Origin of the sequence: Corynebacterium meridianum, from assembly GCF_016342265.1 — a bacterium.
Taxonomy (GTDB): Bacteria; Actinomycetota; Actinomycetes; order Mycobacteriales; family Mycobacteriaceae; genus Corynebacterium; species Corynebacterium meridianum.
Map to the genome: position 1 here is coordinate 36,961 of NZ_JAEIOS010000012.1, position 19,884 is coordinate 56,844.

Sequence of the window (19,884 nt, forward strand, 5' to 3'; positions counted from 1 at the left end):
GCGATTCCGATCATCCGGTGACCGAGGCTCTGCCGTCAGGGGCGGTGAACGGTGTACGCGTCCGCTGCGTCCGGCATCGTTTCCAGCCGTCTCCGGAGACGAGACACGGTCCCGGCACCGTTCGGGGCCGATCCGCCGGTAACCCATGACGTCTCAGGGATGCCCCCTGGGAGCGTCCCCTGAGGTTTCATTCGACGCCCCGTCCGACACGATTGCCCGAGGAGCGGCCAGTTATGCACACAACCATCCCCGATAGTCACATCACCAGAAGATCCGGCACCGCTGCATCACCGGCTTCCTCGGAGGTCTCCGGGGCCCGGAAGGAATTTCTCAGGACCTGGGGTCTGTGGTTCGTGCTCGCCGGACTCGCCGTTCTCACGGTGGGGGCATGGTCACTGCTCGCCGAACACCGCATCCCGCAGACCATGTCCGCCGTCCTCGCGGTGGGCATCCTTGTCGTCGCGGGTGCCGGTGCCGTCTGGCTCACCGGTCGCGGTGGGCGTGGTCGGACGAGCCTTGTGCAGCTTGCCTCGGTGCTTTCCCCGACGATCCTGCTCATGACGGTGTTCCCCACGATCACGGACACCCTTCTCCGGACAGCCGTCGGGCAGACGACGACGATGACGGTCGTGCTGGCGGTCTCGGTCACGGTCCCGTGGCTCTCCGGAGGTGTCTGCATGCCCGTCTACGAGCCGCTGTCCGGGGTCGCCCGTGGCCCGGAAGGGATCCGCTCCGAGGAACGGACCCGGTTCTACGGTGAATTCTGTTCGGTGTGGCCGAGTCTCGTGGTCTGGATCCTCCCGCCGCTCGCAGCCGCCACCCTCGTGATCAACATCTTCTTCGGGTGGGGAGCACAGGAAACCGCGATCTATGCGCTCGGCGTATTCACCAACATGCTGTTCGCCCAGTCCCTTATCCCGCTGCAGGAGACCCGCCGATTCCGGGCCATGATCGCGGCCTGGGGCTGCTACGCGGGTTTCCTGTTCATCGCCCCGGGCCTGTGGTGGCTGGCTCCGGTTGTCGGGGTCATCCCTCCGGCGGCGATCCTCGGACGTGGACTCCTCCGGGTGTTCACTCCGACCCGGCTTCCCGGCAGGGCAACCGGAACAGCACTGATTCTCGGTCTGCTCTATGCCTGCGTCCTGTGGTCCGATAAATTCCTGATCGTCGGTCACCTATATCCGGAGGGCATTGACATCTACGTCGTGTACGTCGCTCTCGTCCCGATGGTCGTCGCCACCGGCGTCTACTTCGCCGGTCAGTACGAGGTGCTCCGTGAAGCCCTGGATGACATGCGGACCCTGGTCGATGTCGTCCCCGCCCGACACCTGCAGGAGAACCTGCGACAGGTCGCCCGGCGCGTCGAGAACACCGTCATCGTCACAGTGGGAGTCGCGGCAGCGGTCGGACTCGGCATGATGTTCGCGTTCCGGTGGTTCGGTTTCGTGTACTCGTTCGAACTTCTCGCTCTGACCATCAGCCCCCTCGCGATGCTGACGCTCATGCTCGTCACGTTCCAGATGGCCCAACTGCAGAGCCACTGGCTCGCCGGAGGACTCTGTGCGGTGCATCTCGTCGCTGCGGTTCCCCTCATCAGCCTCGTACCGCTGGCGCCAGCGCTGCTCGTCCTGGCCGTCATCGACGTGGCCGCAGCGATGTGGGGGGGCCGGGAGTGTCGGAGGGTCGTCTCAGACGCCTCATTCGAACTGTTCTGGAAACAGGCGGTGGAGTGGTGACCCCGAACGTGAGGATCCGGCTCCCCGGTGACGACAGCGAACTTGAACCGGTCGATGTCGCCATCGTCATGGAATCGACCTATCCCTTCCTGAAGGGAGGGGTTTCCGCGGTGGTCCACGACATCATCACCCACAACCCGGAATTCACGTACGGCATCATTCACATCGCCTGGGACTCACGGAGCCCGCAGGAGGACCTCTACGGGGTGCCGGACAATGTGGCGTGGATCGATGTCATCTACCTCTCTCTGGAGGAGAATCACGACGACTTCAGCGTCGCGGTCCACGACCGTACCGGGTGGGGTAGGGGATCCGATGACGAGGTGGCGGAGCGTTTCGTGACCGCTCTCAGATCGGCGATAGCAGGAGAACCCGACAGCTTGTGGGAGCTGTGGGAGGATTCCGTCAACCCGGTGACCCGAACCTGGCGGATTTGGCCGGTGATCCGGACCCGGCCGATGATGGAGGCCGCCATCGGGGCGATGTCCGACCACGATGACGCCACGGTGGGGGACCTGTTCTGGACCGTCCGGGACTTCTTCTCACTCGCCTACGCCCTCATCGACCGCGTCCACGCGCCCGCGAAGGTGTACCACGCCCACACAACCGGCTACGCGAGCCTCGTCGCGGCGGTGGCCGCCCGGCAGCATGACGCGGCCTTCCTGCTCACGGAACACAACCTCTACATCCGTGACACGGTGAACACCCTCCTCGGACGCACGATGAGCCTACCGGTCACCCGGGAGATTCATCTGGAGCTGCCCACGAACACCCGGGACTACCTGTGGACCCGATGGTGGATCGAGATGGGTGCGATCCTCTATCCGTCTGCCGACCACATCACCTATCTGTATCCCACAGCCATCGATGAGGCTGCCGTGCTCGGTGGTGATCCCACCAAGTCCGAGGTCCTGCCCAACGGTATGCGCTGGGAGGACTTCGCGGAAGGACGCGCCATCCGCGAAGTGGCACTGGCCGAGATCGCCGCGGGAACCAAGAGACAATGGCGTTTCGCCTGCATCGCGCGGGTCGTGCCCATAAAGGGAATCCACGAATTGTTGAGTGCCGTCTCGACACTCGTGTCCGGAGGTCACGAGGACATCGTCGTGGACATTCTCGGTCCGACGGATCATCTGCCCGAATATTACGAGAAGTGCCTCGACTACGTCCGGGAACTGGGCATCGGGGACTACGTCAACTTCGAGGGGACGGTGAACGTCCGGGAACGCCTGCACACCTACGATGGGCTGGTGCTCGCGAGCTTCAACGAGGGACAGCCGATCGTCGTCCTGGAGTCCATGGCCTGCGGCCTCCCTATCGTGGGCACCGATGTCGGCGGCATGGATGAGCTCGTCTGTCTACCGCTTCCGGGGCCTGACGGTGAGGTCGTGGGCCCCTGCGGTGTCCTCGTGAGCCCCGGGGACACCGAAGCCCTGGCCCGGGGCATCGCATCGGTCGTGGAATCCGGTGAACTCTACAAGACCTGGCACCTCAATGCGCTGGCCCGGCTCCGGGGAACATTCCTCATGCCGACCGTGATGGCCCGCTACAACGCGATCTACCGCCGACTCGGGGCGGGTAGCCCCGATGTCGTCCGAGACCGCACTGCCGACCTCGGACGTGGTTCGGAGGACATCGTCGATGCCACGAGTATCGCCGAGGTCGGCCGCGACTACCCGAAACGCCGCTGGCTGCGGGGTCGGAAGGAGGACTGGGGCCAAGATCGCATGCTGACCGGTACCCACCGTTCCGCCGCCATCCGCAGCTGCGTCAAGAAGGTCACGTGGGGTGTCCGGGACGCTGGCGGAGCCACCGCCCGCGCCGCGGGACGGGCGGTACTCCGCGTGATGGGACGTTGACTGACTGGGTCAGTTCATCCCCGCCTCCGGGAATGCCCGGAGACAGCCGGAAGACCCCGGTACCCGGGACCTGTGTCGGGTCCCGGGTACCGGGGTCTTCCGGCTCACCGCTTCCCGGATACCGGAATCCGGTATCCGGGGAACGCCGTCGTGGAGGACTAGCGGCGCATGACCTTCCTGGACAGCCAGTTCCCCAGAAGCTGGGCGATCTGCACGATGACGATGATCGCCAGGGTGGCCACCAGAGTGACGGACCAGTTGAAGGACTGGTAGCCGTACGTGATGGCGAAATCACCGAGACCACCACCGCCGATGATCCCGGCCATCGCCGACATGTCGACGACGGCGATGAACAGGAAGGTGTAGCCCAGGATCAGCGGTCCAAGTGCCTCGGGGATGATCACCGAGGTGATGATCTTCAACGGGGAGGCCCCCATGGCGCGCGCGGCCTCGACGACACCGGGGTCGATGGACACCAGGTTCTGCTCCACGATCCGGGCCACACCGAAGGTCGCGGCGATCGACATGACGAACATGACCGCGTTCGTGCCGACGGTCGTGCCGATGACCTTCAGGGTCAGTGGGCCGATCGCGGCGATGAGGATGATGAAGGGGATCGGGCGGATGAAGTTCACCAGCAGGTTGAGCACGGTGTAGACGAACTTGTTCCGCAGCACCCCCTGGTCCCGTGTGCTGTAGAGCAGGACGCCGATGATCAGTCCGAGGAATCCGCCGACGATCATGGTCACGATGACCATGAGCAGCGTGTCGCCGATCGCGTCGATGAATGTGCCGCCGAAGCGGTCCCAGTTGAAGTCCAGGGCTTGGGTCGTGATGGTCATCTGAGGATCTCCTCGATGTCGGTGGATCGGTCCAGGGCGTCACGGAACTTCTCGATGGGGGCGTCATCGCCGGTGAGTCGGACGGTGATCTTGCCGAACGAATGGTGCTCCAGGGTGGTGATGCCGCCGTGGACGATGTTGATGCCCACACCGGCGGAGCGTGCCTCTGCGGCTGCGGTGAAGAAGCCCGAGTTCTCGGTGAGATTGATGGTGAACAGGCGGCCTTCACCGGCGAGGAGATCATCGGCCTCGACGTGGTCCGGGGTGTTGCGCAGGGTGGTCGCCACGAACTTCCGGGCCACCTCCGTTCGGGGAGCGGAGAACACCTCGTAGACGCTGCCCCACTCGACGACTCGACCGTTCTCCATCACGGCCACCTTGTTCGCGATCTTGCGCACCACGTCCATCTCGTGGGTGATCACCACGATGGTGATGCCGAGCTCCCGGTTGACCTTTCGGAGCAGATCCAGAACGTCGTGTGTCGTCTCCGGGTCCAGGGCGCTGGTGGCCTCGTCGGCGAGCAGGAGAGAGGGATTGGTCGCCAGGGCGCGGGCGATGCCGACGCGCTGCTTCTGTCCGCCGGAAAGCTGCTCGGGGTAGTTGTCGCCCTTGTCACCCAGTCCGACGAAGTCCAGAAGTTCCGCCACGCGGCGCTTGCGTTCCGCAGCCCCGACACCCGCGAGTTTCAGCGGATAGGCGATGTTTCCCGCGGCGGTACGGGAGTTGAACAGGTTGAACTGCTGGAAGATCATGCCGATTCGGCTACGCAACCGGCGTAGCTTCTTCTCCGACATACTGACGACGTCGACGCCGTCGAGAAGGAGTTCCCCGGATGTCGGGGTGTCCAGACCGTTGATCATCCGGACCAGCGTCGATTTGCCGGCGCCGGAGTATCCGATGATGCCGATGATCTCGCCCGGTTCGACCGTCAGGGAGACGTCGTCGAGAGCGGTGGTCGAGGTCTTTTTGTTCCTGAACACCTTGGTGATGTTCCGGAACTCGACCCTGGTTCCCGGCTGTGAGGTGTCGGTGTCTGCCACGGTGTGTGCTCGATTCTGTGCGGAGGAGCATTTTTCTGCTGGATTGACGCCGCTGCCACGACGTACGAAGGGCCCCGACGGTTCTCCGCCGGGGCCGGGTGGCCGGTGATCCGCGTCAGCGATGGGGATCACCCGCGGAAAGGATCCCGCCTACTGGTTCTTGAGCTTGTCCTCGAGGCGATCCAGGATCTCCTTCAGCTCGGCGGCGGAGCGCTTGACAGGGACGGAGGTGCCCTTGGACTCCTCGGCGACGGCCTCGGTGACGGCGTCACTCTGCCAGATCTCGACGAGTTCCTGGATACCCTCGTTGTCGGCGTCCTCGGCGCGGACGACGAAGGCGTTGATGTAGGGCTCGGCCTCCTCGGAGGTCGGGTCATCCTGGAACACAGAGGATTTCGGGTCGATGTTCGCCCGGTCCAGGAAGGTGTTGTTGATGATCGCGGGCTTGCCCTCGTGGTAGACGGTGGTGGTCTGCGGGGCGGCGACCGGGGTGACGGAGACCTTGGACTTGTCCGCGTCGATGTCTGCCGGGGTCGGGGTGATCAGGCCCGACTCCTTGAGGGTGACCAGGCCGGCCTGCACCAGCACGTTGATGGCGCGGCCCTGGTTGGAGGAGTCGTTCGGGATGGCGACGGACTCGCCCTCGATGCCGTCGAGGGAATCGTGGTCCTTCCAGAACAGCGCCAGCGGGACGATCTCGGTGGAGCCGATGGGGGTGAGGTCGTCGCCGGTGCCGACGTTGTACTCGGAGAGGAACTTCAGGTGCTGGAAGAGGTTGACGTCGAGCTGTCCCTCGGACAGCGCCTTGTTCGGGGTGTTGTAGTCCGAGTAGTTGACGATGTCGAGGTCGATACCGGCCTTGTCGGCCTCCTCCTCGAAGACCTCCCATGCCTTGCCGCCGGCGTCGGTGGTGCCGATGGTGATCTTCGTGCTCTCTTCACCGGAGGCGCCGGTGGAATCTGCGGAGTCGTTACCGCAGGCGACGAGGGAACCCGCGGCGAAGATGCCGGCGGCGGCGATGGTGGTGAAACGGCGGAGGTTCATGGGTTCAAGCTTTCTGTCGGGGTCTGACTGTTGTCTATCTGTTCCACCCGGTTGATGTGGTGGAGAAGTGATTCGCGGACGCCCCGGTGGGGCTAGACAGAGCATTCTGTCGTTCCGCTCGTTCACCGTAGCAGCGTGTCGTGTTCGTGTACAGCTCGGTCTAGTGATGGGGTGTGTGGCGGACTGTGCAGGTGGTCGCACTGCATGCGCGTGAGAGGTGCCGGAACGGTGACCGGTTCGCTAGTGTGTTCTATATGGAATGGGGCGGTGGAGGTGTCGGTTTCAACGGTCGTCCGATGGACTGGCACACACTGGAGACGGTGCTCTCCGGAGGGATGTGGAATCGGACCCCTTCCGCACCTGTCAAAGCGCGAAAGGTGGAGAAGGCAGATAAATCCACCGGGCCCGGTGGCGGCCCCCCTTTCGCGGAGCTCCGTGCCCGGAGCACGTACAGCTTTCTCTCCGGCGCGTCAGACCCGGAAAGGCTCGTCGAACGCGCTGTCGATATCGGGCTCACTGCACTCGGGATCACGGACCGTGACGGCTTCTACTCCGCGGTGCGCTTCGCCGAGGCTGCCGCGGAAACCGGACTCGACACCGTATTCGGCGCGGAACTTACCCTCGGCGAAGATTCGATCCTCTGCGTGCTCTGCCGTGGTGCGGAGGGCTACCGCCGTCTCAGCCACGCCATCACTGACGCGCACATGGCCGCCGGCGCCAAGGGGAGACCGGTTTATCCGGGGCTTCCGGTGCTCGCCGAACAGGCCGGCGGAACCTGGCAGCTCCTCGCCGACGCCACCTGGTCGGAACGTCTGCCTGAACTGATCGACGCATTCGGTACCGAATGCGTCGCGGTCCAGCTGTCCTGGACGATGTGCCCCGGGGACGTGGACGGAAATGAAGGTCTGCTCGCCGAAGCGGAACGGCTCGGTCTGCGGGCCGTGGTCAGCGCCATGCCCCGGGCCGCCACCCGTCACGATGCGCGCGTGGCGGGAGCGAAACACGCCCTCCGCCTCCGCACCGGGCTTGCGGATGCGGAATCTCACCTGCACCCGATGGGTGGTACCTGGCTCCGGAGCGGTGGTGACATCGTCCGGGCTCTGCCCGGCAGCGACCGGCTACTCAGGACCACGATCGAGATCGCCGCCGAATGCGCATTCACCCTCGACCTGATCACCCCGGAGCTTCCCCGGTTCGACACGCCCGACGGATACACCGAGATGAGCTGGCTCCGGGAACTCACGGAGCGGCGCGCCCGCAAACGGTACGCCCGTAGGGAAGCTGACCTCAGACTGCTCGTCCGCGCGCAACTGGAACATGAACTGGACATCATCGAGCAACTGGACTTCCCCGGCTACTTCCTCATCGTCTGTGATCTGGTCGACTTCTGCCGGGAGCACGACATCCTCTGCCAGGGGCGCGGCTCGGCGGCGAACTCCGTGGTCTGTTTCGCGCTCGGCATCACCAACGTCGAACCCGTCGGTGCGGGCCTGCTCTTCGAGCGCTTCCTCTCACCGGAGCGGGACGGGCCGCCGGACATCGACATCGACATCGAGTCCACCCGGCGCGAGGAGGTCATCCAGTACGCCTACTCCCGCTACGGCAGGGGCAACGCCGCCCAGGTTGCGAACGTCATCACCTACCGACGTCGCGGCGCCGTCCGCGACGCGGGCCGGGCGCTCGGCCACCCGCAGGGTGCCTGTGACGCGTGGGCGAAGGGAACCGCCGAGCCGCCCCCGGAGGTCGTCGCACTCGCGGAGCGGTTCATCGGACAACCCCGACACCTCGGAATCCACTCCGGGGGCATGGTCATCTGTGACCGCCCCATCGCCGATGTCGTGCCCGTGGAGTGGGCGCGCAAGGCCGGACGCAGCATCGTGCAGTGGGACAAGGACGACTGCGCCGCGGCCGGGCTGGTCAAGTTCGACCTTCTCGGCCTCGGCATGCTCGAGGCACTCCACCACATGATCGACCTCGTCGCCGAACACCGCGGCAGGACGGTGAACCTCTGGGAGCTGGACCTCGCGGAACCGGAGGTGTACGCCATGCTGGCGCGTGCCGACGCCGTCGGCGTGTTCCAGGTCGAGTCCCGGGCCCAGATGTCCACCCTCCCGCGACTGAAACCCCGGGAGTTCTTCGACCTCGTCGTCGAGGTCGCGCTCATCCGCCCCGGCCCCATCCAGGGCGGCAGCGTCCACCCCTACATCCGACGACGCAACGGCGAGGAGTCGGTCACCTACGACCACCCCTGCCTGGAGCCCGCGCTGGCCAAGACCCTCGGGGTGCCGTTGTTCCAGGAACAGCTCATGCAGATGGCCCGTGACGCCGCGGGCTTCACCGGCGCCGAGGCTGATGCACTGAGACGTGCCATGGGGTCCAAACGTTCCCCCGAACGCATGGCCCGCATCCGCGACCGGTTCTTCACCGGGCTCGAGGAGAACAACGGCATCACCGGGGACATCGCCGAGAACCTGTGGAACAAAATGGTGGCCTTCGCCGCCTACGGCTTCCCCGAATCCCACTCCCAGTCCTTCGCGTCGCTGGTCTATTTCTCCGCCTGGTTCAAGTACCACTACCCGGCGGAGTTCTGCACCGGTCTCCTGCGGGCGCAGCCGATGGGTTTCTATTCGCCGCAGTCCCTCATCGCCGATGCACGACGCCACGGAATTCCGGTCGATCCGGTCTCCGTCAACGACTCCGGCACTGTCGCGGACTGTCCTGACGGTCGTATCCGGCTCGGGCTGGACCTCGTCCGGGGGGTGGGGGAGAAGGCGGTGCACCGGATCATCGGGGCGCGGACCACCGGAGGGCCATTCGCCGGGATCGCGGACCTCGCCCGGCGGGCGGACCTGAGCGTCGCGCAGACGGAGGCTCTGGCCACGGCCGGGGCGACGGACTGCCTGGGGGTGGGACGTCGCCGGGCCCGGTGGGAGGCCGGTGTCGCCGCGACGGAGAAGAACGGGATGCTGCCCGGGGTCTCCGGGATCGAGTCCCCCGCGCTCCCCGGGATGACGGCCTTCGAGCTACTGGCCGCCGATATCGCGGCGACCGGAGTCACCCACGACAGGCAACCGGTCGCCCTCCTGCGCACCGCGCTCGATGCCCGGGGGATCGTCCCCGCCGACCGTCTTCTCGACCAACGCGACGGTGCCCGGATCAGGGTTGCGGGCATCATCACCCACCGGCAACGACCCCGGACCGCCAGCGGTGTGACCTTCCTCGGGATGGAGGATGAGACCGGCCTGATGAATATCATCGTCCCACCCGGGCTCTGGGCCAGACAGCGTCTGCTCGCCCGGACCGCCCACGCCCTGATCATCCGGGGCATCGTCCAGAACGCCTCGGGTGCGGCGGCGGTCCTGGCTGATCTGCTGGAACCGTTCCCCGCGGCGGAACTGCTCTCCACCGGTTCCCGGGACTTCCGGTGACCGTGCATGATCCTCACGGGTTTCGGCATAGTGGGACCCATGACAGACCCCACTGACTCGATCCAGCTCAATCCGGTATCGCCGGCTCTCTCGAAGGCCCGGCTGATCGTCGCGATCCCGGGACCGGTGATCCTCGCACTGGGGTGCGCCGTTGTGGCCTGGTGGTGGACCCCGTGGTTCTGGATCGGCACCGGGCTCATGCTCATCACCGCCGGGTACCTCGCATGGCTGATTCCCGCGCAGGTCCGGCTCCTCGGGTGGGCCGAGACCACGGATGAACTGCTCATCACCAAGGGGCGGATCTGGTACACCTTCACCGTCGTTCCCTACGGCCGGGTGCAGTTCGTCGACCTCACCTCGGGTCCCGTCCAGCGCCGGTTCGGGCTCCGGACCCTCACCCTGCACACCGCTTCATCAACCTCCGACAGCGAGATTCCGGGGCTGGACGCGGGCACAGCCGAAGCTCTGCGGGACCGACTCGCGGTCAAGGCCCGGGAGAGGATGAGCGGGCTGTGAGCACTTCCCCGGAAGCTTATGTCAATGACGCCGGTACCGGTGGATATCGGCGTGTGCACCGGATCAGCCCACTGCTGCAATTCTGGACGGTTCTGCTCGCACTCGTTGCCGTCGCGGTGGGGAACATGGGGGAATCGGCGTTCGGGTTCCTCCGGGGTCTGATATCCGGGGACATCCACGTGGACGTCCGTCCACTGTTGGTCGGGGCCGGTGGGTTCGTCGCGGTGTGTGCGCTGATCTGGCTCGTCTCCGGCATCTGGTGGCGGGCCGCCGGATACCGGCTCACCGGAGAGGAGATCATTCACCGCCGGGGCGTGGTGGGGGTCCGTGTCCGTACCGCACGCTACGACCGCATCCAGGCGGTCGATCTCGTGGAGTCGGTCATCGCCCGGATCTTCGGACTCGCGGCCGTCCGTGTCGAGACAGCGGGTGGGGACGACTCCGTCATCGAGATCTCCTACCTGAACAAGAAGGTGGCCGAGCGGCTCCGTGTGGAGATCCTCGGCCTGATGGAGCCTGAGACCGGTGGGGCCGCCGCGCGGGGTGTCCAGCCCGCCGGATCCCGGGATGCGGAAGCTGCGCCGTCGTCGGCTGCCGGTGAAGTCGTCGTGGCCCCGATTCCCGTGTTCAGGTCACTTGCCGCGGCATTTCTCTCCGGGTGGTTCCTGCTCGCCGTACCGGCTGTCATCATCGTCGTCATCCAGCCGACCTCTCTGGGGATGCTGTGGCCGCTGTTCATCGGTGCGATCCCCGCCACATGGAACATCATCGACAACTCCTGGCGGTTCACCGTCCGGAGAGAAGACGGTGAAGATCTGGACATCACCTATGGTCTCGCCGATCGCCGCCGGCAGACGCTGAAGTTGTCCCGGGTTCACTCCGTGGAGATCCGCCAGCGGGTCCTGTGGCGGCTCACGGGATGGTGGTCGGTGCAGGTCTGTGTCGCGGGTTACGGGGTGTCCGGCGCCGCCGGGACCACCAGGATTCTCCCGGTGGGGACCCGGTCGGAGGCGATCCGGGTAGCGGCGCTGCTCAGCCCGTTGACGGCTCCGGATGTCGAGGAATCGGCTCAACCGGAGGGATGGACGCGCCCGGTGTTGCGGAGCCCGCGCCGGGCCAGGTGGGTGTCGCCGATCTGTTGGAGTCGCCGGGCGGTGACGTTCGCGGGTGGAACGGATGTCACCGGGGAAGATCTCCCGGAGGTCATCATCCTGCACGGCGGGCGCCTGTCCCGCAGGGTGTCGATGGTCGCACTGCCGCACATTCAGGAGATCACCCTGGGGAAGGGGCCGATCGCGCGACTGCTGGACATCGCTTCGGTGCAGCTGCATCTCGTGGAGGGGCCGGTGCAGATGGTGGCGGGTGATCTCCGGTACGCCGATGCCGTGTGGCTGCTCGAACTGCTGAGGCGGCGTCGACTCCCTGCCCTGGCTCCGCTGGGAGCTACCCCTGAATGAGGGGTGCCCCGGGGTTTTCGTGGTGGGAGGCCCGAGTGTGTGTGCTGGGGCAATAATGGCATTCATATGCAATTAAACTTCGGTTGGCACAATAAAGTTCAGTGAGTTGAAGAATTAGGTTTGTCTCATCGGTCTTTCTGGGTATGGTTACCATGTACTTACTGGTGGGTGGCTGCCGCGGATTCGCTCCGGACCCGATGGGCGGCAACCCGGAAGACTGCTGAAAAGAGACTGTGAACCATGAAGCTTGGAAAAGCTGCGGCCCTCGCTGCCTGCACGGTTGCCTCGCTCGTTCTGGCCGCGTGCGGATCGGATTCCGGATCCGGTGACTCCGGTTCCGGGGAAGTTGAGAAGGTCTCCGGTGAGCCCGTGAAGGTGGTGGCCACCACCACCCAGATCTGTGACTACGTCACCCAGATCGCCACCGACGAGTCGGATGACGCGGAGCTCTCCTTCAACAAGACCGGGTCGGACGGAAACACCACCCACTTCGGGGCCGATCCCGACGCCGCCAAGTCGGAGCTTGATCTCACCTGCATCCTGGCGCCCAACGCCTCCGCCCACGACCACGAGATGACCCCCCAGCAGATGGCGGCCATGACCGAGGCGAACCTCCTCATGGTCAACGGCGTGGACCTGGAGCACTTCCTCGACCGTGCGGTTGAGGCGTCGGGCTTCAGTGGCACCCTCGTGGTGACCAGCGGCTTCCTCACCTCGGACGAGAAGTCCGATGAGCAGGCCGTGCTCGAGGCGGAGAAGAGCCTGCCGTACAAGGTCTACCGCGGTGAGGAGCAGGTGGACATCAACGAGTGGCCGTTCGCGACCGCGGCCGGCGAGGAGCCCGAGTTCATCTACGACCCGCACGTCTGGACCTCCCCGCACAACGCCATGGTCCAGGTGACCAACATCGGTGCCGCGCTGGAGGCTGCCTCCCCGGAGAACGCCGAACTCTTCCAGGAGCACGTCGAACGCTTCGAGAAGCAGTTGACCGCCCTCGATGACTGGGCCGCGGAGTCCTTCGCCTCCGTCCCGGACGAGGACAGGGTGCTGTTCACGTCACACGACGCCTTCGGATACCTGTCCAATGAGTTCGACATCAACTTCATCGGCACCGCGTTGACGGACTTCAACGATCAGGCTGACGCCACGGCCGAACACATCGCCTCCGAGGCCGACAAGGTCCGTGCATCCGGCGCGAAGGCCCTGTTCGCGGAGAACTCCAACAACTCCAAGTCGATCGAGGCCATCGCCAGCGCCGCCGGTGTGAAGGCCGTTATCGGTGATGACGCGCTCTACGGTGACTCGCTCGGTCCGGTCGGGACCGACGGGGAGACCTACATCGGAGCCATCATGCACAACGTCACCAACCTCGTTCGTGCGTGGGGTGGCACAGTCGCTCCCGTCCCGGAAATTCTCCAGCCGTACACCCCGAAGGACCTGTAGACCGCCGTCTCAGTCTCCTCGAAGCGAGTTCGCCGCGTCCCGTAGCCCGGGGTGCGGCTCTCGTGCGTTCAGGACCTTAAAAGAATTCAGTTTCACCAATAATAAATACCGGTTCCATCAAGGGAGAATATCAATGAGTACGACACAGGCCGCCCCGGCACTGCGCTACAAAGAAGCGAGTTTCAGCTACGGTGGTTCCCCCACCCTGACCGGAGTCACCGGGGAGATCCAGCCGGGTGAGGCCCTCGCACTCATCGGGCCCAACGGAGCCGGTAAGACCACACTTCTCCGCGGCATCCTCGGTACCGTCCAGGTGTCCGGGACCATGGAGATCCTCGGTCGAACGGACGGAAAGGTCCCGAAGGGCGCCATCGGGTACGTGCCCCAGGTCGCTGACCTGGATGTCACCTTTCCGGTGACCGTCCGTCAGGTCGTCATGATGGGGCTCTACGCGGAACTCGGGTGGTTCCGCCGTCCCGGTTCCGCACACCGTAAACGGGTCGAGTCAGCACTGGACAGGGTCGGCATGTCCGATCGTGCGGGACTGCGGTTCGGCGAACTCTCCGGTGGCCAGCGTCAACGCGTGCTGCTCGCCCGGTCGATCGTCGCCTCGCCGAAGATGATCCTCCTCGACGAGCCCTTCAACGGCCTGGATGAACCCAACCGTGAGGCGCTGCTGGAGATCATCCACTCCGTGAAGCGGGAAGGCGTCGCCGTCGTCGTGTCCACCCACGATCTCAAGCTCGCGTACGAATGCTGTGAGGACGTGGCACTGCTGGCCGGACAGCAGATAGCCTTCGGGCCGATCGACGAAGTGCTCGTCCCGGACAACCTCGAGAAGGCCTACGGCGGACGCAGCTCCGACGAGCTCGTCGGATCGGGCCTCGGGGAGGAAATCCATGTGGGATAGCTTCATCCTCGGCGTCACCGACGCCGTCGAATCCCTGCGGCTGGCGGTGACGGACGTGCCGGGGCTGCAGACCGTTGCCGCGGCCCCCTATCTCTTTCGGCCGTTCCTCATGCTCATGTTCCTCGGCATCGTCGCCGGTCTAGTCGGCGTCATCATCAACCTCCGTTGCCTGGAATTCAACGCCGAGGCGATGGTGCACTCCGTGTTCCCGGGCATCGTCGCCGGTGCGGTCTACGGGGGACTCGACATGATCATCCCCGGGGCGGCGATCTGCGCCGTATTCATCGTCATCGCGCTCACGGCCGTCGGCAGGCGGAACACCAAGGTTTCCGAATCCGGTACCGCCGTCGTCCTCACCTCCTTCTTCTCGGCGGGTATCGTGCTCTCCCTGTACAAGGGTGACCGGTCAGGCCAGCTGGAGGCGCTGATGTTCGGTCGTCTCCTGGAGGTCACCCCGGACCGGTTCGTCGAATCGATCCTCGTGTGTCTCGTCGCACTCACCATCATCACCGTCTCCTGGAAGGAACAGATCTTCACCGCCTTCGACAGGGACGGAGCGCGCGCCGCGGGAATCTCCGGATTCGCCGTGGACCTCATGGTCAACGCGGCCATCGCCGCGGTCGTCGTGTCCTCCGCATCCGCCGTCGGTGTTCTCCTCGTCATCGGATACCTCGTCGTCCCCGGTGCCACGGCCCGACTCCTGGTGGACCGGGTCTCGCTGATGATCCCTGTCGCCATCGCCGTGGGCGTCATCGGTGGGTACGCGGGCATGATCATCATGACCCTCGACACCCCGCACCCCGTTTCACCGCAGGCGTCGGTCGCCCTGTCCGTCATCGCCCTGTTCTTCCTCGCGCTGCCTGTCAAGTGGTTCCGCACCCGGTTCGCGCGTGATCGAGCCGCAACCGGGCGGGACGACACCCCCACACCAGCAGATACAACCGTCGGAGGTGCGGCATGAGTTTCTTCGACTCCACCCTGTGGACGATCCTCCAACTCCCGATCCTCGAGATCATCGTCGTCGGCGTCCTCGCCGGACTGGTCGGGGTCCTGGCGGTACTCCACCAGCGGGTGTTCTTCGTCGAGTCCGTCGCCCACGGCACCTTCCCCGGAGCGATCCTCGGCGTCGTCCTCGGAAAGGGCCTGGCATCCGGCTGGGACCTGGACAACGACACGCAGCATTCCGTGCTCTCCCTCTTTCTCTTCGCCGGTGCGCTACTGGCGTGTGTCCCGCTGTCCTGGCTGATGCACCGACTGACCCGGATCGCGGGGCAGTCCTCCCAGGCGTCGGCGGGTATCGTGCTCACCCTGGGATTCGCCCTCGGCTATTTCCTCAGCAAGTGGTTCCAGCCCCTGCCACTGAAGATCGAGTCCTTCCTCACCGGATCCGTGCTCAGCGTCAACCGGACCGACGTCCTCGCCGCAGGCGTCGTGCTCATCATCACGATCGTCGTTCTCGTGACCTTCGGCAGGCAGCTGATCTTCTATGCTTTCGACGGCGGCGGGTACCGGGCCGCGGGACACAGCGCCACCATTGCCGAGGGCGTCATTCTGGGGCTGATCTGTGCGGCCATCGTCGTGGTCATCCCCGCCGTCGGTACGATTCTCTCCATCGCACTCGTGGCCGCCCCCGCCGCCGGGCTGCAACCACTCGTGCGATCCACCCGGGGACTGTTCATCGCGGCACCCGTGGCCGGCGTCGCCATCGGCGCGGTGGGACTCGCGTTCGCCGTGAAGGCCGACCTCTCCGCGGGGGGCATGATCGCACTGACCGCAGGCGTGTTCTACGTCGGTTGTCTCGTCGTCGGAAAACTGCTCGCCAGACGGGGCTAGCGGAACCCACAGGGAAGGAGAACGACAGTGGGAACGAGTCTCTCGGATCTGCCCGACAGATCCCAGGACTACCTCAAGGTCATCTGGGACATCTGCGAGCGCACCGGTGAACCTGCCGCGCTGAAGGATGTCGCCGCCCAGACCGGGCAGAAGACCTCGACGGCGTCCGAAGCCGTACGACGGCTGACGGAGCGCGGTCTGGTCAGACACCGCCCGTACTCGGGGGTGACCCTCACCGACGAGGGGACCCGGCTGGCAATCGGCATGATGCGTCGCCACCGCATCCTCGAGATGTTCCTCTGCACGACCCTCGGCTACACATGGGACGAGGTGCACGAGGAGGCGGATGTGCTGGAGCACTCCGTGTCCGACAAACTCATCGAAAGGATCGACGCCCACCTCGGGCATCCGGTGCGTGACCCCCACGGGGACCCGATACCGGACCACGACGGAGCGATGGTGGACAGCATGTCGGAGCCCCTCAGCGGAGTCGAGGAGGGTGCGAACGTCACCGTGGACAGGGTCAGCGACCGGGATCCGGAACTGCTCCGCTACCTCGCCGACCACGGTATCCGGCCCGGTGCCGGACTGAGCGTTCTTCCGCCCCCGTTCCCGGGCATGTCCGTCATCCGGGTCGAACGTCCGTCAGGTACCCGAGGAACGGATGCACCCTTCGACGTCCCAATGACGACTGCGGGCATCGCGGCCATCTCCGTCATCCGCGGTTGACCGACCCCGCTACACCGCGCCCGGGTGTCCCAGCTGGCGCCACGCCTCATAGGTGGCCACCGCAGCGCAGTTGGACAAATTCATCGAACGTCGTGCCGGGAGCATCGGTACCCGTACCTGCTCTGTGACCCGGGGATCGGAGAGTGCCGCGGCGTCCAGCCCCGTCGGTTCCGTTCCGAACAACAGGACATCGCCCGGCTCGTAGCTGACGTCAGTGTGCCAGCGTGTCGCGGTCGTCGTGAATGCGAACACCCTTGCACCCGGTACGGCACTCAGCGCTGCAGCCAGATCCTCGTGGACACTCACCTGCGCCAGGTCGTGGTAATCCAGACCGGCCCGCCGGAGGTTCTTCTCCTCGAGATCGAATCCGAGGGGGCCCGCGAGATGAAGGTGCGCACCCGTGCCCGCGCACATCCGGATGGCGTTGCCCGTGTTCGGTGGAATACACGGCCGGTCGAAAACGACGTGCAGCGGTGCGGAGCAGCTGGTCTCACTCATGGTCCCAGATCCTAGTGGCCGGCGGTCCCGCACCCCGTCAACGACGGGAACCTGCGGGGATCCTCCGGTACGTGGAATAATGGACCGCGTGACTGCACAGAAACTTGACGGCAAGCTCTACCGCGACGAGATCTTCGAGGACCTGGCGAGGAGGGTGGAACGGCTCGCCGAGCGTGGCGTGGTTCCCGGTCTGGCGACCGTTCTGGTCGGGGATGACCCGGCTAGTCACAGCTACGTCAAGATGAAGCACCGGGACTGCGAGCAGATCGGGGTGAACTCGATCCGCAGGGATCTCCCGGCCGACGTCAGCCAGGAGGAGCTCAACGCGGTCATCGACGAACTGAACGCGGATGACGCCTGCACCGGCTACATCGTACAGCTGCCGCTGCCGAAACACCTCGACGAGAACGCCGTCCTCGAGCGGATCGACCCCGACAAGGACGCCGACGGCCTGCACCCCGTCAACCTCGGCAAACTGGTGCTCAACGAGCCGGCCCCGTTGCCGTGCACCCCGAACGGTGCCATTCACCTCCTCCGGCGATTCGGAATCGAGCTCAACGGCGCGAAGGTTGTCGTGATCGGACGCGGCGTGACGGTCGGGCGTCCCATCGGCCTCATGCTCACCCGGCGCAGCGAGAACGCGACCACGACGCTCTGCCACACCGGCACGAAGGATCTGGCCGCCGAGACCCGCACCGCCGATGTCATCGTCGCCGCAGCGGGTGTCCCGCACATGATCACTCCGGACATGGTGAAGCCGGGGGCCGCGATTCTCGACGTCGGCGTGTCCCGGAAGGACGGCAAGCTCGCCGGGGACGTTCATCCGGACGTGTGGGAGGTCGCCGGTGCGGTGTCCCCGAATCCCGGTGGAGTCGGTCCACTCACCAGAGCTTTTCTCGTACGCAACGTCGTGGAGCGCGCGGAGCTTCTGGCCGGGATGGAGTGACCGGGAAACGACCCATGGGTTCCTCCTACATCCCGGGGATAGACAACCCGCACGACGTCAGCCTGTCACCGTCCGCGGTTCCGCGCGTCATCCAACGGGTGTTCATGGCCCTGCTCATCGGTGCGTTTCTCGTGGTCATCGGTTTCGCGCTGACCGAACACTGGCGACGCGCCACGTTCCTCCTCGGATGTGCGTTGATGTGGCTCAGTGTCATCCGCGTCACCTGCGATTCCCGGATACTCGGGGTGCTCGCCGTCCGCTCCCGCAAGTTCGACGCCCCATTCACCCTGCTCGTCGGGGGATCGATGGTTTTCCTGGCGATGTCGGTCGATCCGCTCGGCAGCTAGCGGTGGACCGTTCCTCGACCCGGGCTCATTCCTGATCCTCGTCGGCCGCCAGCAGCAGGAAACGCCTCAGTATCCGGGCGACCTGGCGGGTCTCCGTCAGGAAGGCGTCATGTCCGACCGGCGAGACGATCTTCGCCATTCCCAGGAGATTTCCGATGTTGCGCGAGATGTGTTCCTGCTGGTGATACGGGTAGAGGATGTCGGTGTCCACGCCGGCCACGAGAGTTGGGACGCTTATCTCCGACAGCGCCTTGTTCAGTCCGCCGCGCCCGCGACCGATGTCGTGGCGGTTCAGCGCCTCAGTCAGGGCGACGTACGATCCCGCGTCAAAGCGCTCTATCAGTTTCCTCGCCTGGTAGTCGAGGTAACTCTGCACCGCGAAGCGTTGGCTCGGATCGCGGAATACCCCGAGCGGATTCTCCCCGTCCTGGGCATCTGTGCCGAAGCGTTCGTCGATCTCCTGCTCTCCGCGGTACGTCAGGTGTGCTATCCGGCGAGCTGCCGCCAGCCCCTGTCGGGGGTATCCGCCGGATGAATGATAGTCACCCTTCAGCCATTCCGGATCATTCGTTATCGCCGAAATCTGCGCCGATTGGATACCTATCTGCCAGGCACTGGCGCGGGCGGAAACCGCCAGAACCGCAGCTGCCCCCACCCGCTCCGGATGCATGAGGGTCCACTCCAGGGCCCGCGCACCGCCCATGGAACCGCCGACCACTGCAGTGACCCGATCGATCCCCAGGGCATCGAGAAGCTGACGTTCCGCGGTGACCAGATCCCGGATGGACAGGGCGGGGAACCGGGAGCCCCAGGGTCGTCCATCGGGGTGTCGGGACGCCGGTCCGGTGGAGCCGGAGCACCCACCGAGTGCATTCGTGCACATCACGCAGAAACGCTCCGTGTCCAGGGGTAAACCCGGTCCAATCAGGCCGTTCCACCAGGTCAAGGCGTCCGAATCGCCGGTGAGTGCATGTTCGACGAGGATGATGTTGGTGGATCCGTCGGGCTCCCTGCGCAGTTCGCCCCACCGCTGTACGGCGATTCTCACGTCACGGACCACTCCACCCGCTTCGGTGTGGACGTCACCCACGGGAAGTACCGCCACCTCACCGTCCTCGGGGAACGGTGCTGATCGCGGAGCGGGCACTGACTGCTCGGATGATTGGCTTCTCATGGGGTCTCCGTTGGTTGGCGCACTGTGCAACCATCGTAGACGGACCGCTCTGTCTAGTTCAATATCGGTTGAAACGGCCCGC

17 protein-coding genes are annotated in these 19,884 nt (G+C 65.3%); 12 read left to right on the plus strand and 5 right to left on the minus strand.

Features of this window, described 5'->3' with window-relative positions:
- The first annotated feature begins 233 nt into the window (after positions 1 to 233).
- Complete coding sequence (locus JDV75_RS06820; RefSeq protein WP_198738518.1) at positions 234 to 1,736, plus strand: hypothetical protein; 1,503 nt, start codon at positions 234 to 236, stop codon at positions 1,734 to 1,736.
- Positions 1,733 to 3,595: a GT4 family glycosyltransferase PelF gene (gene pelF / locus JDV75_RS06825; protein ID WP_198738519.1), complete on the plus strand. Its 1,863-nt coding sequence runs from the start codon at positions 1,733 to 1,735 to the stop codon at positions 3,593 to 3,595. Before JDV75_RS06820 ends, pelF begins: the two co-directional genes overlap by 4 nt.
- A gap of 158 nt (positions 3,596 to 3,753) precedes the next feature.
- On the opposite strand, the gene JDV75_RS06830 is transcribed toward pelF, so the two are convergent.
- From JDV75_RS06830 to JDV75_RS06840, 3 genes are all read right to left on the minus strand, one after another.
- Positions 3,754 to 4,437: a methionine ABC transporter permease gene (locus JDV75_RS06830; RefSeq protein WP_232958307.1), complete on the minus strand. Its 684-nt coding sequence runs from the start codon at positions 4,435 to 4,437 to the stop codon at positions 3,754 to 3,756.
- Positions 4,434 to 5,477 (minus strand): ATP-binding cassette domain-containing protein, encoded by a 1,044-nt coding sequence (locus JDV75_RS06835; protein WP_198738520.1) that lies wholly within the window; start codon positions 5,475 to 5,477, stop codon positions 4,434 to 4,436. The genes JDV75_RS06830 and JDV75_RS06835 overlap by 4 nt, the downstream gene beginning before the upstream one ends.
- 150 nt (positions 5,478 to 5,627) lie before the next feature.
- On the minus strand, positions 5,628 to 6,521 hold the full coding sequence (locus tag JDV75_RS06840; RefSeq protein WP_198738521.1) for a MetQ/NlpA family ABC transporter substrate-binding protein: 894 nt from the start codon (positions 6,519 to 6,521) through the stop codon (positions 5,628 to 5,630).
- 254 nt (positions 6,522 to 6,775) lie between these two features.
- Between JDV75_RS06840 and JDV75_RS06845 the strand changes: the two genes are divergently transcribed.
- The 8 genes from JDV75_RS06845 to JDV75_RS06880 all read left to right on the plus strand — a co-directional run bounded on the left by JDV75_RS06845 (position 6,776) and on the right by JDV75_RS06880 (position 16,837).
- The gene (locus tag JDV75_RS06845) at positions 6,776 to 9,949 is read left to right on the plus strand and encodes an error-prone DNA polymerase (RefSeq protein ID WP_232958308.1); all 3,174 of its coding nucleotides are present in this window, start codon (positions 6,776 to 6,778) and stop codon (positions 9,947 to 9,949) included.
- A 39-nt stretch (positions 9,950 to 9,988) separates the two neighbouring features.
- Positions 9,989 to 10,465: a PH domain-containing protein gene (locus JDV75_RS06850; protein ID WP_198738523.1), complete on the plus strand. Its 477-nt coding sequence runs from the start codon at positions 9,989 to 9,991 to the stop codon at positions 10,463 to 10,465.
- Positions 10,462 to 11,922, plus strand: coding sequence for a PH domain-containing protein (locus JDV75_RS06855; RefSeq protein WP_248096043.1), 1,461 nt, complete (start codon positions 10,462 to 10,464; stop codon positions 11,920 to 11,922). Before JDV75_RS06850 ends, JDV75_RS06855 begins: the two co-directional genes overlap by 4 nt.
- Before the next feature lie 240 nt (positions 11,923 to 12,162).
- Positions 12,163 to 13,365, plus strand: coding sequence for a metal ABC transporter substrate-binding protein (locus JDV75_RS06860; RefSeq protein WP_198738524.1), 1,203 nt, complete (start codon positions 12,163 to 12,165; stop codon positions 13,363 to 13,365).
- Between the two features lie 133 nt (positions 13,366 to 13,498).
- Positions 13,499 to 14,275, plus strand: a complete 777-nt coding sequence (locus tag JDV75_RS06865) for a metal ABC transporter ATP-binding protein (protein ID WP_198738525.1) — start codon at positions 13,499 to 13,501, stop codon at positions 14,273 to 14,275.
- Positions 14,265 to 15,236 carry a metal ABC transporter permease gene (locus JDV75_RS06870; protein ID WP_198738526.1) on the plus strand — a complete coding sequence of 324 codons (972 nt, stop codon included), beginning with the start codon at positions 14,265 to 14,267 and terminating at the stop codon, positions 15,234 to 15,236. Before JDV75_RS06865 ends, JDV75_RS06870 begins: the two co-directional genes overlap by 11 nt.
- On the plus strand, positions 15,233 to 16,108 hold the full coding sequence (locus tag JDV75_RS06875; RefSeq protein WP_232958309.1) for a metal ABC transporter permease: 876 nt from the start codon (positions 15,233 to 15,235) through the stop codon (positions 16,106 to 16,108). Before JDV75_RS06870 ends, JDV75_RS06875 begins: the two co-directional genes overlap by 4 nt.
- A 27-nt stretch (positions 16,109 to 16,135) precedes the next feature.
- Entirely contained in the window at positions 16,136 to 16,837 is a 702-nt protein-coding gene (locus JDV75_RS06880) for an iron dependent repressor, metal binding and dimerization domain protein (RefSeq protein WP_198738527.1), read from the plus strand.
- 9 nt (positions 16,838 to 16,846) lie between these two features.
- Here the strand turns inward: JDV75_RS06880 and JDV75_RS06885 are convergent, their stop codons facing one another.
- Positions 16,847 to 17,335, minus strand: a complete 489-nt coding sequence (locus tag JDV75_RS06885) for a tRNA (cytidine(34)-2'-O)-methyltransferase (RefSeq protein ID WP_198738528.1) — start codon at positions 17,333 to 17,335, stop codon at positions 16,847 to 16,849.
- A gap of 88 nt (positions 17,336 to 17,423) precedes the next feature.
- Between JDV75_RS06885 and JDV75_RS06890 the strand changes: the two genes are divergently transcribed.
- Positions 17,424 to 18,281 (plus strand): bifunctional methylenetetrahydrofolate dehydrogenase/methenyltetrahydrofolate cyclohydrolase, encoded by an 858-nt coding sequence (locus JDV75_RS06890; RefSeq protein WP_198738529.1) that lies wholly within the window; start codon positions 17,424 to 17,426, stop codon positions 18,279 to 18,281.
- 14 nt (positions 18,282 to 18,295) lie between these two features.
- On the plus strand, positions 18,296 to 18,628 hold the full coding sequence (locus JDV75_RS06895; protein WP_198738530.1) for a DUF3017 domain-containing protein: 333 nt from the start codon (positions 18,296 to 18,298) through the stop codon (positions 18,626 to 18,628).
- A 25-nt stretch (positions 18,629 to 18,653) separates the two neighbouring features.
- On the opposite strand, the gene metX is transcribed toward JDV75_RS06895, so the two are convergent.
- A complete protein-coding gene (gene metX, locus JDV75_RS06900; protein ID WP_198738531.1) occupies positions 18,654 to 19,802 on the minus strand; it encodes a homoserine O-acetyltransferase MetX in 1,149 nt (382 codons plus the stop codon).
- Positions 19,803 to 19,884: the final 82 nt, after the last annotated feature.

Coding starts and splice junctions, on each gene's coding strand:
- JDV75_RS06820 (WP_198738518.1), top strand. CDS start 234: ATGCACACAACCATCCCCGATAGTCACATCACCAGAAGATCCGGCACC.
- JDV75_RS06830 (WP_232958307.1), bottom strand. CDS start 4,437: ATGACCATCACGACCCAAGCCCTGGACTTCAACTGGGACCGCTTCGGC.
- JDV75_RS06840 (WP_198738521.1), bottom strand. CDS start 6,521: ATGAACCTCCGCCGTTTCACCACCATCGCCGCCGCCGGCATCTTCGCC.
- JDV75_RS06845 (WP_232958308.1), top strand. CDS start 6,776: ATGGAATGGGGCGGTGGAGGTGTCGGTTTCAACGGTCGTCCGATGGAC.
- JDV75_RS06850 (WP_198738523.1), top strand. CDS start 9,989: ATGACAGACCCCACTGACTCGATCCAGCTCAATCCGGTATCGCCGGCT.
- JDV75_RS06860 (WP_198738524.1), top strand. CDS start 12,163: ATGAAGCTTGGAAAAGCTGCGGCCCTCGCTGCCTGCACGGTTGCCTCG.
- JDV75_RS06865 (WP_198738525.1), top strand. CDS start 13,499: ATGAGTACGACACAGGCCGCCCCGGCACTGCGCTACAAAGAAGCGAGT.
- JDV75_RS06870 (WP_198738526.1), top strand. CDS start 14,265: ATGTGGGATAGCTTCATCCTCGGCGTCACCGACGCCGTCGAATCCCTG.
- JDV75_RS06875 (WP_232958309.1), top strand. CDS start 15,233: ATGAGTTTCTTCGACTCCACCCTGTGGACGATCCTCCAACTCCCGATC.
- JDV75_RS06885 (WP_198738528.1), bottom strand. CDS start 17,335: ATGAGTGAGACCAGCTGCTCCGCACCGCTGCACGTCGTTTTCGACCGG.
- JDV75_RS06895 (WP_198738530.1), top strand. CDS start 18,296: ATGGGTTCCTCCTACATCCCGGGGATAGACAACCCGCACGACGTCAGC.
- metX (WP_198738531.1), bottom strand. CDS start 19,802: ATGAGAAGCCAATCATCCGAGCAGTCAGTGCCCGCTCCGCGATCAGCA.